This window comes from uncultured Clostridium sp. (assembly GCF_934754915.1).
Classification (GTDB): Bacteria; Bacillota; Clostridia; order Clostridiales; family Clostridiaceae; genus Clostridium.
In genome coordinates this window covers 1-16,365 of record NZ_CAKVKB010000084.1, presented here as the reverse complement: position 1 = coordinate 16,365, position 16,365 = coordinate 1, and the positions used below count along the sequence as shown (strand labels likewise).

At 29.3% G+C, this 16,365-nt stretch carries 21 protein-coding genes and 1 pseudogene; 15 read left to right on the top strand and 7 right to left on the bottom strand.

The window, feature by feature from the left end:
* The 5 genes from Q0F58_RS12645 to Q0F58_RS12625 all read left to right on the top strand — a co-directional run.
* Positions 1-633, top strand: a 633-nt coding sequence (locus tag Q0F58_RS12645; protein ID WP_294377113.1) for a DnaD domain protein, incomplete at its 5' end; no start/stop codon positions are given.
* A gap of 7 nt (positions 634-640) precedes the next feature.
* Positions 641-1,309 carry an ATP-binding protein gene (locus Q0F58_RS12640; protein ID WP_367118182.1) on the top strand — a complete coding sequence of 223 codons (669 nt, stop codon included), beginning with the start codon at positions 641-643 and terminating at the stop codon, positions 1,307-1,309.
* Positions 1,310-1,441: 132 nt separating this feature from the next.
* Positions 1,442-1,681: an AbrB/MazE/SpoVT family DNA-binding domain-containing protein gene (locus Q0F58_RS12635; protein ID WP_294377111.1), complete on the top strand. Its 240-nt coding sequence runs from the start codon at positions 1,442-1,444 to the stop codon at positions 1,679-1,681.
* A 43-nt stretch (positions 1,682-1,724) separates the two neighbouring features.
* Positions 1,725-2,465: an ORF6C domain-containing protein gene (locus tag Q0F58_RS12630; RefSeq protein ID WP_294377109.1), complete on the top strand. Its 741-nt coding sequence runs from the start codon at positions 1,725-1,727 to the stop codon at positions 2,463-2,465.
* A gap of 71 nt (positions 2,466-2,536) precedes the next feature.
* A complete protein-coding gene (locus Q0F58_RS12625) occupies positions 2,537-2,695 on the top strand; it encodes a hypothetical protein (RefSeq protein ID WP_294377105.1) in 159 nt (52 codons plus the stop codon).
* 111 nt (positions 2,696-2,806) lie between these two features.
* Here Q0F58_RS12625 and Q0F58_RS12620 read toward each other — a convergent pair whose 3' ends face one another.
* Together Q0F58_RS12620 and Q0F58_RS12615 are read right to left on the bottom strand one after the other, a co-directional pair.
* On the bottom strand, positions 2,807-3,022 hold the full coding sequence (locus tag Q0F58_RS12620; protein ID WP_294377104.1) for a DUF2922 domain-containing protein: 216 nt from the start codon (positions 3,020-3,022) through the stop codon (positions 2,807-2,809).
* 136 nt (positions 3,023-3,158) lie between these two features.
* The gene (locus Q0F58_RS12615) at positions 3,159-3,383 is read right to left on the bottom strand and encodes a DUF1659 domain-containing protein (protein WP_294377103.1); all 225 of its coding nucleotides are present in this window, start codon (positions 3,381-3,383) and stop codon (positions 3,159-3,161) included.
* A gap of 200 nt (positions 3,384-3,583) precedes the next feature.
* Between Q0F58_RS12615 and Q0F58_RS12610 the strand changes: the two genes are divergently transcribed.
* Positions 3,584-3,778: a hypothetical protein gene (locus tag Q0F58_RS12610; RefSeq protein WP_294377101.1), complete on the top strand. Its 195-nt coding sequence runs from the start codon at positions 3,584-3,586 to the stop codon at positions 3,776-3,778.
* A gap of 799 nt (positions 3,779-4,577) precedes the next feature.
* The gene (locus Q0F58_RS12605) at positions 4,578-5,036 is read left to right on the top strand and encodes a hypothetical protein (RefSeq protein WP_294377099.1); all 459 of its coding nucleotides are present in this window, start codon (positions 4,578-4,580) and stop codon (positions 5,034-5,036) included.
* Between the two features lie 304 nt (positions 5,037-5,340).
* Here the strand turns inward: Q0F58_RS12605 and Q0F58_RS12600 are convergent, their stop codons facing one another.
* A complete protein-coding gene (locus Q0F58_RS12600) occupies positions 5,341-5,523 on the bottom strand; it encodes a hypothetical protein (protein ID WP_294377097.1) in 183 nt (60 codons plus the stop codon).
* A gap of 150 nt (positions 5,524-5,673) precedes the next feature.
* On the opposite strand from Q0F58_RS12600, the gene Q0F58_RS12595 reads away from it, so the two are divergent.
* From Q0F58_RS12595 to Q0F58_RS12585, 3 genes are all read left to right on the top strand, one after another.
* The gene (locus Q0F58_RS12595) at positions 5,674-6,015 is read left to right on the top strand and encodes a hypothetical protein (protein WP_294377095.1); all 342 of its coding nucleotides are present in this window, start codon (positions 5,674-5,676) and stop codon (positions 6,013-6,015) included.
* Between the two features lie 93 nt (positions 6,016-6,108).
* The gene (locus tag Q0F58_RS12590; RefSeq protein WP_294377093.1) at positions 6,109-6,495 is read left to right on the top strand and encodes a hypothetical protein; all 387 of its coding nucleotides are present in this window, start codon (positions 6,109-6,111) and stop codon (positions 6,493-6,495) included.
* A 380-nt stretch (positions 6,496-6,875) separates the two neighbouring features.
* On the top strand, positions 6,876-7,154 hold the full coding sequence (locus Q0F58_RS12585; protein ID WP_294377091.1) for a hypothetical protein: 279 nt from the start codon (positions 6,876-6,878) through the stop codon (positions 7,152-7,154).
* A gap of 1,213 nt (positions 7,155-8,367) precedes the next feature.
* Here the strand turns inward: Q0F58_RS12585 and Q0F58_RS12580 are convergent.
* Both Q0F58_RS12580 and Q0F58_RS12575 read right to left on the bottom strand, forming a co-directional pair.
* The gene (locus tag Q0F58_RS12580; RefSeq protein WP_294377089.1) at positions 8,368-8,571 is read right to left on the bottom strand and encodes a YvrJ family protein; all 204 of its coding nucleotides are present in this window, start codon (positions 8,569-8,571) and stop codon (positions 8,368-8,370) included.
* A gap of 101 nt (positions 8,572-8,672) precedes the next feature.
* Positions 8,673-9,248: a sigma-70 family RNA polymerase sigma factor gene (locus Q0F58_RS12575; RefSeq protein ID WP_294377087.1), complete on the bottom strand. Its 576-nt coding sequence runs from the start codon at positions 9,246-9,248 to the stop codon at positions 8,673-8,675.
* Positions 9,249-9,447: 199 nt separating this feature from the next.
* Here Q0F58_RS12575 and Q0F58_RS12570 point away from each other — a divergent pair, with 199 nt between their 5' ends.
* Positions 9,448-9,681: a hypothetical protein gene (locus Q0F58_RS12570; RefSeq protein ID WP_294377084.1), complete on the top strand. Its 234-nt coding sequence runs from the start codon at positions 9,448-9,450 to the stop codon at positions 9,679-9,681.
* A 55-nt stretch (positions 9,682-9,736) separates the two neighbouring features.
* Here Q0F58_RS12570 and Q0F58_RS12565 read toward each other — a convergent pair whose 3' ends face one another.
* Positions 9,737-10,204, bottom strand: coding sequence for a very short patch repair endonuclease (locus Q0F58_RS12565; protein ID WP_294377082.1), 468 nt, complete (start codon positions 10,202-10,204; stop codon positions 9,737-9,739).
* A 190-nt stretch (positions 10,205-10,394) separates the two neighbouring features.
* Between Q0F58_RS12565 and Q0F58_RS12560 the strand changes: the two genes are divergently transcribed.
* From Q0F58_RS12560 to dcm, 3 genes are all read left to right on the top strand, one after another.
* Positions 10,395-11,825: a Sau3AI family type II restriction endonuclease gene (locus tag Q0F58_RS12560; protein ID WP_294377079.1), complete on the top strand. Its 1,431-nt coding sequence runs from the start codon at positions 10,395-10,397 to the stop codon at positions 11,823-11,825.
* Between the two features lie 27 nt (positions 11,826-11,852).
* The gene (locus tag Q0F58_RS12555) at positions 11,853-13,010 is read left to right on the top strand and encodes a hypothetical protein (RefSeq protein ID WP_294377077.1); all 1,158 of its coding nucleotides are present in this window, start codon (positions 11,853-11,855) and stop codon (positions 13,008-13,010) included.
* 148 nt (positions 13,011-13,158) lie between these two features.
* Positions 13,159-14,391: a DNA (cytosine-5-)-methyltransferase gene (dcm, locus tag Q0F58_RS12550; RefSeq protein ID WP_294377075.1), complete on the top strand. Its 1,233-nt coding sequence runs from the start codon at positions 13,159-13,161 to the stop codon at positions 14,389-14,391.
* Positions 14,392-14,460: 69 nt separating this feature from the next.
* Here the strand turns inward: dcm and Q0F58_RS12545 are convergent, their stop codons facing one another.
* On the bottom strand, positions 14,461-14,979 hold the full coding sequence (locus tag Q0F58_RS12545) for a hypothetical protein (protein ID WP_294377073.1): 519 nt from the start codon (positions 14,977-14,979) through the stop codon (positions 14,461-14,463).
* A gap of 304 nt (positions 14,980-15,283) precedes the next feature.
* On the opposite strand from Q0F58_RS12545, the pseudogene Q0F58_RS12540 reads away from it, so the two are divergent.
* Positions 15,284-16,365 (top strand): annotated as a pseudogene (locus Q0F58_RS12540) (IS3 family transposase); the annotation flags it as partial.

Sequence of the window (16,365 nt, the reverse complement as noted above, 5' to 3'; positions counted from 1 at the left end):
GTTACAGAAAATGAAATTCCCATTACTGTAATGGAACAGAATAAGAAAGAGAATAAGAACAAGAAAAAGAATAAGAGAGAGAAAGATAAAGAAAATTTAATAATCAATTCTGATATAAATACTAAGGGACAGCATAAAGATGATAAGTATATGGATATTAAAGAAATTTTAAAAAAGCATTGCAAAGGTCAAAATGATGAACGTGATAATTTTTCTATTGAACAAAAGATATCTAAATCCATGGAAAGTTCTATTCTCAGTGAATCAGCAGCAGAACTTTCAAATTATTATGAACAGATTACAGGAAAAACAGGAAGTCTTGATGTGGGAAGCCTGAGGCTTGCTATAGCAACTCATGGTGAAGTCAATGTGAAAAAAGCTATTGATGAAGCCATAAAAACTGGAAAATCAAAAAGCAATATGAGGTATATAAATGGAATATTGAGAAACTGGAAGAGGGAAGGATATCCAGAAGATGATGTGGGAGGCATGGGTAATGGAGCAGATATCAGAACAGAATCAGATAACCAAAATAGTAGAAAGGATTCAAAGGAATTTAAAGACTTTAAACCAAAGGAATGCAGAAAACTTACAGACGAAGAACGCAGAAAATATGATTCAGTCCTTATATAGATGCAGAATGTGCAGAGATACTGGATGGATTATAAAGAAACAGGAACATGCACAGCCAGCTGCAGTTAAATGTGAATGCAAAAAGGAAGAGGAAGTGAAAGAACATTGGAAAGCATGCGGAATTAATACTGAAATGATTAACTATAAATTCAGCAATTTTCAAGTGTGGAATGATTCGTCAAGAAAAATGAAAGATGCTGCAGGCATATATTTCAATGATTTTGAGAATATAAGAAACAGCAGACAGAACAGTATCATGTTATGTGGACAGGTTGGAAGTGGGAAAAGCCATTTGACTATAGCTCTGGCAATTAACTTTCTTAAGAAAAAAGTCAAAGTCATGTATATGCCATATAGGGATGTTATTACAAAAATAAAACAGAACATGATTGATGAAGAATATTATAGGACAATCATATCAAAATATCAGAATTGTGAAGTTCTGCTTGTTGATGACCTCTTCAAAGGGAAAGTAAATGAAAGTGATATAAACATAATGTTTGAGATAGTAAATTACAGATATTTAAACTTTCTCCCAGTAATAATAAGCAGTGAGTTTACAATTGACAGACTTCTTGATTTTGATGAAGGAGTTGGTTCAAGAATATATGAGATGTGCAAGGATTATATTGTACAGATTGAAAAGAATTCAGAAAATAATTTCAGACTCAGATAATAAAAAATTATATTTTAAAATTTCACATTGATGAAAATATATTTTGCATTTTAAGCAAAGAAGGAAATCTGTCATTAAGAGTAGATTAGAAAGGGCTGTTATAGATTTAAATGAAGGGAACAGGTGGCTATTATGATTACAGAAGGAGTTATTAGAAATATTGATAATCTTGGAAGAGTGGTTATTCCTAAGGAAATAAGAAAAAAACATAGCATGAATGAAGGAGAACCTGTAGTAATAAGTGATTGTGGAAATTATGTTATTGTAAAGAAATATATAAATGGATGCATTTTCTGCGGAAATACTAAAGATGTTATTGAGTATAAAGATATCTGTATCTGCAATAAATGCAGAAAATCATTGAGCAAATAATACAAGGGGTTAATTAAATGAATCTTAATGAGAGTGGTGGGGTATGGAAAATTTAAATAATGGTATAAATATTTTTTCTTCTGACAAGTTTGGAAGAGTAAGGACAATAATAAATGCTGATGGAACTATATCTATAAATGCAGAAGATGCAGCAAGGGGATTGGGATGGGTTCAGGTTAAGAATGAGAAATTATATGTAAAGTGGGAGAGGGTCAATGATTTTATTAGCACATTAGGATTTTCCCCACTTGTGGGGAAAGATGATTATATTCCTGAAAGTCTGTTTTATCTTTTAGGAATGAAGGCCAATAATGAAACAGCACAGCAATTTCAAAAATGGATTGCAGTAGATGTACTTCCTGAAATAAGAAAAAATGGAGCATATAAAAATATGTCTTTTGATTCCAGAATAAAAAAACAGGAATTATCACCTGAATTAAAAGCGATATTCTGTATAGATAAACGTACAGTAGAAATTGGAGACAGACTTGAAAAACTGGAAAATAATATGACCATTGATTACAGTCAACAGGAAGAATTAAGGATGCTAGTTGTAAAGAAAATTGTTTCTGTCTTGGGAGGAAAGGATTCACCTGCATATCGTGAACTTAATAAAAAAGCTTTTTCAAGTATATGGAGAGAATTTAAAAGAGTCATGGATGTAAATTCTTATAGGAACACACCGATTCTGAGATTTCATTTTGCAAGACAGATGATTATTGACTGGCATCCAGACAGGGAACTGGAGCTTATGATTAAAGGTGCAAATAGCAATTTGACTTAATGTGGAGAATTTTTGATTTGGATGAATAAAATGAGATGATAATAAAATTAATATATAAATTGGAGTATATTATGAATGTTATAGCGGTTTATGTTATGACTAAAGAAAAGCTGGCAAAGAAAATTGCAGATAAAGTTGTAGAATTTTATATGAGTGGTATGAGCTATGAAGAAGCTTTGAAAAAAGCTAAAGAGATTTATATAGGGTTTGATTGTAAGAAACATGATTGAATTTAAGATATAAATGGTAATTTATGTATTTGTGGATTTAATAAATTCTGCTGAGTCAGAACATGAAGAGAATGAAAAAACACCAGAAAAAAATTCTGGTGTTTTTCAGTGTTACATTTCGTATTTTGTGATTTTTCTTTCAGTAAGCTTGGCTTCAGCTTTACCTGTAAAAGCACCATTTTTGCTTGTGAAGATGTTATTATCTATGATTATGTCCATTAAATTATTGGCTTCTTCAGAAGTTACTGAAGCTTTTACGTCAGTAATAGTCAATGAACTTTTTTCACCAGTTTCAGTCTTGAAAGTTAAAGTTAAGATATATTCCATATTATTTTTCCTCCTTGTTATTAGATAATTTTATTGGGTTTGAAGTTCTAATGATAATTAAAGTTCTGTCTGAAAATATGCATGTTCAGGCAGAAAAATAGAATACTTATATTTCTTATTGAAATTAAATAAAAAACTAAGATTCTATAAGCTGGTCAGAAACAGTCATGTAACAGTTTTTTGTTTCACTTGCAAGAATGCCTTTTATAGCATCTGCTACAGCAAGTACCTTTTGAGGATCAGCATCTTCTCTTAAATTAGAAAAAGACTTTTTGCTGTAAGTAGGATTACCTGATGAATCAGTACCCTTTCTTACTTCAATTGAAAAGCTTGCACTTTCTGGAATTTTAGTTACTGCCATAGTTAATTACCTCCTTGAATTTATTTTCATAAGCAGAGAATCCAATCTGTAATTGGGTATTAGTAAATTATGCCTATGAGCGAATAGGATTAATTTATTTCATTATGTATATATGAAAGTTTTAAAAAAGTGGTAGAGAGGTGTTTAGAAATAAAGTAAATGGAAATAATTAGAGTAAAAGATGCTTTGAGGAGGTATTTATGGATTTTATTATGAAAGAATTGTATTTGTTGTTAGGTATAAGCACTGTTGTGTTTTTATTGACTGGTTCAGTTATTGGATATTTCATGGGATATTTTATGGGGATTAGACAAACACATAAAATATATAGAAAATTCAATGGATATGCTCAGAATGAATTTATTGAAAGTATTAGGAATGATATTGAATCATAAGTTGAGATAATAAACTAAAGTAATAGTATTTTAATTATTTAATGCAATGAATGTTTATAAAATAATACATATAGGATATAGTAATATTATTTTATATTCAATATTATAAGGAGTGAAATGGACTCTCTGCTCATCAAGTATCCGTGTAATTGGAGTTATACTTAAGCAGAGGTCCATTTCTTGTGATTTTAACTCACTGTCACACTTTGTGTTATGTTCAGACAAAGGAAACCATTGAGCTGAAGCTCAAAGCTAAAAATATCAGAAATGCAAATGTAGTAAATATAAGTTTGAGGGAATATTTTCTAATTTAAGAGACTGATGATTTTAGATATAACTTTTAACATTAAGCAGATTCTGCACGGAGGCAGGTACACTTCGCTAAACATTGTGTTGTTCCGATAATATACAAGCCCACAAGGGGCATGCATACTTCGGAAAACTATGTTTAGCAAAATGATACTTGCCTTTGTTATAGTCAAGTCATTAAGGAGTGAAATGGACTCTCTGCAGAATATAAAAGTATTAATTGAATAAATTAGAGAATACGTTTTTATTTTGTAAATGTCAGCAGAGGTCCATTTCTTGTGATTTTAACTCACTTCACACATTTGTGTTATGTTCAGACAAAGGAAAGTTTTCAGTAAGCTGAAAACTGAAAAGAATAGATTATGTTTATTACAAAAACTATGAAATCAAGATATGTGCTTTAATAAGATTTAGATGTATTATTTTTAATTTTACAAAATTGATATAATATTTTTAGAATATAATCTGAATTTGAAAGGGGATAGATATAGTGTCTCGAATAGATAAAGCATCATGTGAATGTATGGATATGGAATGGTATGGAGTAGATAAAGAGGGTAATATTGGTGTTTTTTGTAGTGCTGGAGTTGATAATCTGCCAGAGTTTGTTTGTGAAAATGAGGAAAGAGCATATGAAATTATAGAATGGTTTGAACGTTTAAAATCTAGTACAAGTAGTATAATTTATTATGAAATGCCTGAACAAGGAAGGAAAGTTGCTGAGGAGTTTTCAGACAAAGGTTTATTTTATTTTGATTCAGATGATTGTACTAAATTTAATGTAGCTAATTTAAAAAAATATTATACAAAGGCATCTTCTCCTAGAAAAGCATTGAAATATGAATTTTTACCTAATGAAATTAAAAATATGTTATCTTTTAACTTTTTAAATATTGATAATTTTGAAAATGTAAAAACAGTTTCAGTGCTACATGCATATGATATATAACCTATAATTTAGAATGCAGAAAGTTAAATAAATTTCTCAATGTCATATTATTGATAATTGTAGATGAGTATATAATATTTTTATACAGAATATTTCAGAATTATTCAGAAATCACAAATATAAAATATACATGATAAAAGGCAGCCTGATAGTTTGGCTGCCTTTAAAATTGAGGTTATTTGAAAATTATGTTTATAAAATATTTGTAAAATAAAATGACTTTGTATTTAAATTATTGACAAAGATAATATTTTTAAACATATAAATTAAAATATTTTAAAAAGAGGAGAAATCCCTCTTTATTTCATATTAACTTCATTTGTTCAAATTTAATTTGTGGATGGGTAGATACGTAATACTTATATTTCTCTCTATAATAAGCTTTAACCTTTCTTTTTCCTTTTTCAGGAAGAGTGTTAAGAAGAAAATCAAAATAATCTTTTGAAATAATACCTTCTTCATTTTTTAACCATTCTGTAAAAGTCATATTCTCAAATCCTTTCAATATTTTAATTATATTATTCCCATGAGGGAATTTTTTTATGCATTTTATTGCATAGAAATTTTAATATGTGGAAATAATATAAATGGGGAGAAATATTAAAGAGGGGTTAAAAAGAAAGGAATTGAGATTATTATGAGTTTATTGAGTTTTGATTTGATGGAAACAGAATTGATGTATGAAATCCAATATTTTGATGAAAAGAAAGATGGGGATATTACACATGAATATATTTATAGAGATCTTGAGCATGAAGGTCAATATATGCTTCATTTTGTTCCGGGAAAAGTTAATGAAAATATGATTAAGATGTCCCATTATCTATTTTTTGAATGTGATGAAGGTGTTTATTATATGGATGAATTTGAAATGAAAGCAATTGCAAAGAATTCAGAAAGTAAGGCTAAACGCTGTCCAATGAACTGCAGTTTTATAAATTATGAGTTAGATAAAAAAATAGAAATGTGGAGGTGCTGAAATAAAATGTATAGAAAACACAGAAAAAGGCAATAATATAAATGGGGAAATTTATTAAAAGGGGGTAAAACTTTAGGAAAGGGATTGAGAAAGATGAAATTCAATTTAAAAAAATCAAAATTATTATTTGAATCAAGGTATAAAGCATCAGGAAATGATGAGGAATATACTTATGAAATGCTTTATAAGAATGATGAAGGAAAATATTTTATTCATTTTGAAGGCGGAAAGTACAGTGAATATTCTGTAAAGATAGGTTTTTGTGATTATAAGCCACGGTGTGGAAATTATTTTATTGAAGAGTTATTTATAGATATATGGAAAAATACAGTATTAAGCATGCAGAAACAGAAACCAGATGAATACTTTGTAATTGACTGGGAGAAAGAAGAGGAAGAGGCAATGATAAATGAAATATTACATAATGAACAATATTTAATGCCAGTTGAATCAATAAGAGAAGATGAACTGCCATTTTAATATAAGGAAGGAGCGAAAGCTCCTTTTTCTATAAATAAAATTAAAAATATCATCTGCATTATGGATTTAATAAAAAATATAAAGACAAGCTCAAGGCATAATTGTCCTTAAACTTCCTATCACCTTTACTATGGAGTTTCATAAAATGTCAAAGGTGTGCAAGCATTGCGCTTGTACAATTCACTTTCCTTTGACCTTTTATGAAACGGAATTACAATACAGAAAGAAGTTTGGAAATAAAAAGGATATATTTAGGTGCAGTATTGGAAGGTATAAAATAATTCCTTGCTGCCGGCAGGCCTTGCATGATATATATAGTTTCTGAATCTGTCTGGAAGCTGCTATTAAAAAGATTAGAGAATAAAAAGCTGGGGGCGGTCTTGTGCCTACTGAAGCTTGTACACATAGGGAATCATAATAGTCTTTGCAAAACAGATGTCATGCTGCTGCAGAGTTTATTTAGTGCTGGAATTTATATGTGGCAGCTGCAATGGCCTGTGGAGCAAAGGCATTATGATGGATGTGGACTGCTTCAGCCTGTACAAGATGGAACTGCTGTCATAACAGCAAGTCCAAGCCCCCGCCCCAATCCGTCTGCACGTAGTGGAGTTATATTTATATCTGTATTATGGCAATTAAATGCTTGTTATATGGAATAATGCTGCTGGAAATGGAGGAACGACATTGGAAGCGCAATTATGGAATAAAACAAGCATTGGCCCATTGATTTGCAAAACTTAATTTCATTACAGAACGGAAAAACAGAACATTAACTTTTATATGTATTTTTAGTGAAGGAATTATCTGATATGCATATGCATGAAATTATATAGTTTCAGTATTATGCACCCCATCGGGTACCCAGATAAAGGACTAGTTTAATCCTTCTGTTTCTTTTGTCTACATTTGGCTTTCGAATACTTGGAGAAAGACAATATGTGGACTTAGGAAACAGTGGCAATAACCTGTCCTTTTCTGGGTGATGGATCAGGTGCCCAAAAGAATATGAGTAGTAATAATAGTATTAGTGGGGATAAGGATATAGATATTAATAACAATACATGTCCTTTAAAAGATATATATACCAAGTACAGTTATATATCTGTTGTAATGTACATACTACTTTTAAGATATGTTCAATATATAAAAATATCAAAGAAATGCAAAAATATAATTACAACCTATATTAATAGAAAATTATTTTGAATTATTAAAAATGAAATTATATAGATTAAAAGACAAAAATCAATGTTGAACAATAAGAAATTTGAATAATGGAAAAATGAATTGGATTTATATTTGAAGGAATGAAGCGGCAGCTTCATTTTATTTTTAGCTTTGAGCTTCAGCTCAAAGGTTTCCTTTGTGTGAGCAAAAGCGAGTTAAGAATCAAAGAAATAATAATAGATGGATTCTTCTTAGTGTTAAGTTTGATTTATTGGAAAGAATATTTATTATAAAGGAATATGAATTATTTCTTACCTTTGTTAGAACATAGCACGAAGGTGTGACGTGAGTTACAAACACAAAAAATGGACCTCTTCATAGGAGTGATTTTTAATGGGGGATGGGAATTGGTTATTGCTGATTTTAAGGGGGAGAGAAGAAATTTGGGATGAAGAGAGTACATTTTAACTCAATTAAGAATATCAGTTCACTAAGTATATTTTATAATTATAATAATTACATAATTTAAATCAATATATAGTGTATACATTCATTTTTGAATACACTATATGTTGAATTGCTCTTGGTGCTTATATTAATATGAAAAACTTTCAACTATAAAATTTTAAAAAGTTACTGGAATTTATTTATGCATATAAACAAAGATAACAGACTTTTTAGCATTATTGTCTGTTATCCATTTTATTATGCAACATTTCCAGAGCTATCTTTTTTATCTTCTTCTGTATTGATAACAACTCCAAGTTTAGTAGAAATTATGGTATTCAGCTTATTGATTGAAGAAGACAGTGAAGCAAGCTGCTTTTCAAGTCTTATGAGCAGATAACAGCTCACAGCAACAGGAAAGCCATTGTTCACTACAAGATTAATCAATTCATTTACTTCCATAAAAAATCACCTCCCTGGTAAGTATATATGTGAAAAGGGAGGTGCTCTATTATATAAATATTAATTTATATTGCAGATTATATCTATAAAATTAGAACGTGTTAATTATTATAAATATTGATGTACATAAATAATTTGTCTAAGATATACTTTTTCTTTTTAAAGGCATAAGAATAAGATATGTTATTATGCTCAGCATAGGATTTTAAGGTTTTGTTCTGGAAAAATATATGATTTATAAAATCAGATTCTTTAGGAGATAGCTGATTTATAGCATATTTAAGACTGTTTTTATCATGTTCTGAGAATAGAATGTCTGACATTTCAGGAATATCTGCCTTATAACTTTCCTCTATATATTTATCAATGGAATTAACAGAAGAACCTTGTATTTTGTTGTTTTTAAGCTGCTTCTTTATAAGATCATTGATACTGTTTTTTATTCCATTAGTGGCGTAAGCAACAAATCTGTGAGTTTCTATATTATAAAGTGAAATACATTTGAATAAAATTCTATAACATTCATTCATGATGTCTTCAAAGTCATATCCATGTATAAAGGTTCTCCTTGAAATATTTATTATAAAAGGCCTGAATTCTTCTGCTAACTTTTCTTTTGAAGATTCATTTCCTGTTTTAGATTCCTTGACTAATTTTTCGATATATTTATAATTCATAGAAACCTCCACAATTTTTATTGTAGATATATAGAAAAGCTCTACATTAAGTATATATGTAGAAAGGAGAAGTTCTACATGAAAGTATAATATAAACATTGCTTAGAAAACATATTGGTTTGTTATGTAGAAATTCATGTTTAATGTAAGATGAACTGGTTATGAAATACATATTGCTTAAAATCAGCAGATTTATTTGTTGGAGCTGATAAAAACATGTCTTATAGTAATAAGAATTGAAAATTTGGATGTAATAGGAACAATATTGGGTGGTAGTATTGTACCAATAATATTAACAAGTATTACTGTACTTTACAGAATGGATGGAAATGTATTGATTGAGGGTATTGTGCTTTTGATGAAGATGGAAGAACGTATTGTGAATGTGTTGCTGCTTATGGATATAAGGTTGATAAAAGCAGGATATGAATAAAACAATAGTTTGCTAATTAAATCAAAGTATAAATAAGCTATAGTATTAATATATATCAATCATTAAAGTAGCTATCAGAATCATCAATATAATTTTTATCAAGTTCTTTCTCATAAATAAGTTCTTTAATATATCTTACACATTCATCAGTATGCTTTAATATGTATTTTCCCCAAAAGTGGACAACAGTCCAGTCTGAAGCAAATAATTGTTTATCAATTTCAATGTCTCTAGATATATTTCTAGAGATTTTTTTTATCCAGTATTCACTGTTATTGCTATTTTCTAAGCGCTTTTTTTGATTTATCCAATCATATCCATGAAAAAATTCTCCATCACAGAAAATAGCTATTTTATATTTAGTCAAAACTATGTCTGGACTTCCAGGAAGTTTTTTGTAATTCTTTCTATATCGGATTCCTTTGTGCCATAATGCTTTTCTTAAAATGATTTCTATTTTTGTATTCTTGCCTCTTATATGTTTCATTATTTTTCGGCGTTTTTCCTTTGATATTCTATCCATAAGCATTACCTCTAAAATATTATAGTATAACTTAATGATTGTTATTAATATTATATCATGATAAATAAATACTGGTTGTTATATAGGAAGATTAAATATTAAATGATGGAATTTTAAAATATATAGTATATTTAAGGATTAGATATTCTGGAGTATAATTAAAGTATTATTTATGATTGGGGAGAACCATATGAAGTTTGATTATGATAGGACAAGTAAGCAATCTATTGAGGAATATGCAAGACAGTTGATTGATAAAAGTTTGAGTCAAGTTAGAGAAGATGATGAGGAATATATATTAGACAATAAGAAAGCGAAAGGTCAATTGGGGCAGGCAATAGAGGAATATTATTTTGGATATAAAATTAACAGCAGGCAAGAGGCAGATTTTGATGAGGCTGGAGTAGAACTCAAAGTTTGTCCGATTAGAAAGATAAAACCTAAAGAATCTTCTGATAGCATAAGAGAAAGATTGGGATATTCAGCAAAGGAAAGAATGGTGCTGAGCATAATTGATTATTTTAAGTTGGATAAAGAAACGTGGGAAAGCAATTCTGTAATGGAAAAATGCAGAGAATTGCTTCTTATGTTTTATATGTATGAAAGGGATATTGCAAAAGAAGATTTGATTTTTAAGATAATAAGCCTTTGGACGCCATCGAAAACTGATCTTAAGATAATAGAAAATGATTGGAATATAATACATGAAAAAGTCAGTCAAGGAAAGGCACATGAAATATCTGAAGGAGATACCATGTATTTGGGCGCCTGTACTAAAGGAAGCACTGCAGAAAAGAGTAAAAGAAGACAACCAAATTCAGATATACTTGCTTCACAAAGAGCATTCTGTTACAAAAGGCAATATGTTGATTTCATAATTGATGAATTGTTGCAGAAAGAGACATTTAGAAAAATAAATAGATTTAAAACATTATCTGACAATGACATATTGTTTGATGAAAAAATTTATAATACATTCAATGGAATCATGAATAAAGATATTGTTGAAATTATGGATATTTATTCAATTAAGAGAGAGCGAAAAGCAAAAAATTTTATAAGGCTTGTAGTTGATGATGTATGTACAAAAGTTTTTGGAGATCGACTTGATAGATTTGAAGAATTTAGAAAATCAGGAATAGAAATAAAAACTATTCTATTAAAGCCAAATGGAATGCCAAAAGAATCTATGTCTTTTGAACAAATTGATTATTGTGAAATTGTAGATGAAGAATGGGATAATTCTACAATAAAAAATAAATTTGAAAACAAGAAACACCTATGGATAATATTCAAAAGCAAAGTGAATTTTGAAAAGCAATCAGAACTTAATCTTGAGGATATTGTGTTAAACAATGTAATGTTTTGGAACATGCCTATTTCTGATTTGGAAGGAAGCATGTATAGAGTATGGAAAGATACGGTAGATAAAATCAGAATGGGTGATTATGATAATTTTATAAAAATAAGTGATGGAGAGATTGCGCACATAAGGCCAAAGGCAAGGAATAAGGAAGATATTACAATGACTCCTCAAGGGACATATGAAAAAAAGAAATGCTTTTGGCTTAATGCAAAGTATATTAAGGAACAAATAGAAAAGAGAAATTGTAGACATTAAATTTTAGTAAGGAATGAATTAGTAATTATGGCGGGATATATAATTGGATTGAGTAATGAAAAATCACTTAAGGAATGTATTGAAACAGGAATATATAGTACTAACTTAAGTGCACCTAAGAATAATATATGGAAGATACATCATGAAGGAACTTTTGCAGATTATTTTGGAATGAAAGAAGGAGACAATATATATTTTTTCATTGATAGAAAAATATATGGAATTGGACAATTAATCAAGATAAAAGAGGATTGTAAATACTGGAATTATATTGGAGCAGAGAAGCCTAAAGATTATTCATATGATAACATAAAACATTCTATGATAATGAACAAAAAAGAAAATATAAATAACAGGTGTCTGTGCATATTTATGCCTTATCCTAAATTTTTTTCTCAGGGCATTGATATGGATGACGTACTGTCATCAAATCCAAGCAAATTCAGGATGCTAAGAGCATTTTGGAAATTATCATTTGTAAAGGTTGATGAAGAAGAAAATAAAGCTTTAAAGGATATAATCTTAAAAAGAAATGAGAAATTTATATCTTCTGATGATGGGAATTCTTTTGTCTATGATAAGGAAAAGCAGAAATCTATTCTTTCTAAGGTGAATGGGCAATATGCTATGGATTCGAAATCTATTTTAAAAAGCTGTAATGATGGCAATCATATAAAACATGAAATGGCTATAGAAGCAGCATTGCTTGATATTCTATCTAAAAGCAGAGATAGCATCTTTGGAAAGTGGGATTATATATCCCATCAAGTTGTAGCTTCACCATTTAAACCAATAGATTATATGGATAAGATGGATGTATTTGGCTTTAAGTATATTGATGGTTTTGATACAATATCAAAATATTTGGCAATAGAAATAAAAAAAGATGCAGCTAAGAAAGACGTAATTGATCAGGTAATGAAATATGTTGATTGGATAAATGAAGAATATGCATATGGTGATTATGGCATGATCCAAGCATTTATAGTGGCATATGATTTCGGTGATGATGTCATAGAATACCGAAATTCGGTATGTATAAGAAATTATACTAGGGGAAGAAGGCCTACTATACCAGGTTTATGGAGAAATGTGAGGTTGATAAGATATAGCTTCAGTGATGAAAGAGGAATTGAATTTTATGAAGTAGGAAAGCAGAATGAAGAGGAAAATAATTTTAGATAGAGAGATTATGTACATGTCTTCTTAAATTAGTACTTGAATAAATAGAAGAATTATAGATATAATATAATAAGAACATTTGTTTTTTAATATATTTGCAATTTCATCTATATATAGTATAATCAAAAGGTTGAATTGAGGAGGACGGAAAATGCTGAAATATACTATTTGTGAATTATTCGCTGGGGTTGGCGGATTTAGACTTGGATTTGAAAGAAGTTCGTCTGACTGGAAGACTGTCTGGGCAAATCAATGGGAACCTAGTAAAAAAGTTCAACATGCTTTTGAGTGCTATAGAAGCCATTTTGGAATTGAAGGTGGTATAGATGAATATAGTAATGTTGATATATCAAAAGTTCCAGAGGGACACATACCTGACCATTCAGTATTGGTTGGAGGATTTCCATGTCAAGACTATTCAGTAGCAAGTACTGGGGCGCAAGGAATACAGGGGAAAAAAGGTGTATTATGGTGGGAGATAGAACGCATAGTAAAAGAGAAAAGGCCACCATTTATTCTTCTTGAAAATGTAGATAGATTATTGAAGTCACCAGCAAGCCAGAGAGGAAGAGATTTTGGAATAATAATAAGCTGTTTGGCCAATCTTGGATATTCTGTTGAGTGGAGAGTAATCAATGCTGCTGAATATGGATTTCAGCAAAGAAGAAGACGTACATTTATTTTTGCAGTACATGAGAGTACAAAATATTATGATGAACTATTGAAACAGAGTGAATATAATCAGATTCAAAGCACAGGATTTTTCAGTTCTGTATTTAAGATTGAGAAATTTTCTGAACAATTGATAAGAAGTATTGATATCAAAAAAGAATATGATATTGATACACTTGAAATATCTAATAATTTTCAGTTTGAATTTAAGAATTCTGGAATATATAGAAATGGAATAATATATACTATAGAAACCATACCATCTGAAATGATTACACCAAAACAGATAACTTTAAGAGACATAATGGAGAAATCTGTAGATGAAAAGTATTATCTTGTTGGAGAGGATTTAGAAAAATGGACTTATATGAAAGGACCTAAGGCTATTGAAAGGACATCAAAGACTGGACATAAATATATGTTTAGAGAAGGTGGGATAGCTTTTCCAGATCCTATAGATAAACCGGCACGTACAATGCTTACAAGTGAAGGAAGCAAAAACAGGAGCACACATGTGGTTACAGATTTGGAAACGGGAAAACTTAGAATATTGACTCCAATTGAATGCGAGAGAATTCAAGGGTTTGATGATGATTGGACTAATACTGGGATGACACATTCATTTAGGTATTTTTGTATGGGTAATGCTTTGGTTGTTAATTTGATAGAATATATGGCTAAAAGATTAGGTGAAATAATAAAATTTGAATAATATTACAAAAAGCAAAAAAGGAACAAATATAACTTGTCCTTTTTTGCAATAAATTCAATAAAATAAGTATTAATAATTATAGAAGTTCGGTTTATCTTCTATTTCTTCAAATAAAGTTGGTTTTATGGTTCCATGATTATTACATCTTATAAGTACTTGGTCGAGATTGAATGTAGCTTCAGGTTTGGTACAATAAATTGCTTCAAAGAATCTACAAAAAGCTAATTTTATTCCAGCAAAACCTTTGTTTCTAGGATAATTAATTTCCTCTTGGAGCGTTATCCAATAAATTAAATGTTTATAATATTCCAAATTAGGATCGGGATAAGCAGTATTTGTACCGTTTAAATATACATCCTCTAAGAAAATCAATAAATTGTCATATGTATATATTTTATTTATTATTAAATTATATAGTACCGAGCAAATAAGTCCATGAGTAGGTACTTGTCCGTTTTTTAGAGAAAGTTGATAATCACCCTTTCTTTTTCTACCGGGATAATGAAGGATTATATCTTCATATGGATTAATAACACCTTCTTTTCCAATAAATTGCTTCATAAATTTAATCCCTTCAGTATAATTCATATATAGTCCTCCTTTATTTTAGTATAGTATTAAATTGAATATACTATATAATAACATATATACAATAATATATAAATAAAATGTTGCAAGGGAAAAATATATTTACTTTTTATGCTTTGCTATTAGTCTAATTTTACACATGTTAAGCAGTTACCAGCATTGAAACTTGGAAGCATAAAAATAAAGAGAGTTGCATTAATTGAATTTTTAGAGAAGAATGAATGGAAAGATTGTTGTGATATAGTGAAGTTGTAACAGGGGAACCTAATGGAATATAACTTTATTAGGGAGAGGGGAATTTTACATATCACAACAATATTTTGAAGAAGAAGTCAAACATAAAATAGTTAAATTACATTTAGAAGAAAGAACCTTAAAGAGTTTAGCAGAAGAATATGGAGTTTCTAAAGCAAGTATATCTAATTGGGTAAAACAATACTGTAGCGAATGTCAAACAAACCAGGAATTACAAGAAGAAAGTGATTATCTAATAAAAAACAGAAAACTAAAAAGGGAACTTGAAGAAATAAGAAAGGAAAATGCTTTCTTAAAAAAGCTGCGGCATTCTTTGCGAAGGAAATCGATTGATGGTTTAGCGATTCATTTATAATAATAATAAAGAAGATTTTGGAGTTAGATGGTTATTACGAAAATTTAGTTTAAGTGCAAATGCTTATTATAATTATTTAAAAGGTAAAAAAGATAGCTACAGAGCTAATAGAAAGAAGATTAAAGATACTATAACTACAATATACCATGAAACTAATGGAATATTTGGATATAGAACTATGAAGATATTTTTATAAGCAAATTAACGACACATAAATATATGAATAAGGATTTACAGATTAAGTACTTAACTCAAAAGAAAAAACCGAATTACAAACATGGACATGCACATAAAAAATTTGCTAATCTTATTAATCAGAATTTCACAGCTACTAAGAAAAATACTATTTGGTGTACTGATTTTACATATTTAAATTTAACAAATGGTTCTATAAGATATAACTGTACAATAATTGATTTGTATGACAGATCTGTTGTAGCTACGCTTAACGGAAAAGAAATAACCAGTGAATTGGCTATTAACACTATCAAGAAAGCTTTCGCAGCGCAGCCAAGTATTAGTCGTGGATTGATATTGCATAGTAATCAGGGAGTACAGTTTGCCTCAAAAGCATTTGTGAATTTCTGCTCACAAAATCATATAACTCAAAGTATGAGTAAAGCAGGCTATCCCTACGATAATGCTCCAATGGAACGTTATTTTAATACTTTAAAGCGAGAACTTATTAATCAACATTGCTATCATAATGATCAAGAATTAAATGATGATATTTATGATTATGCATATGTGTGGTATAACCATTTACGTTCATATAC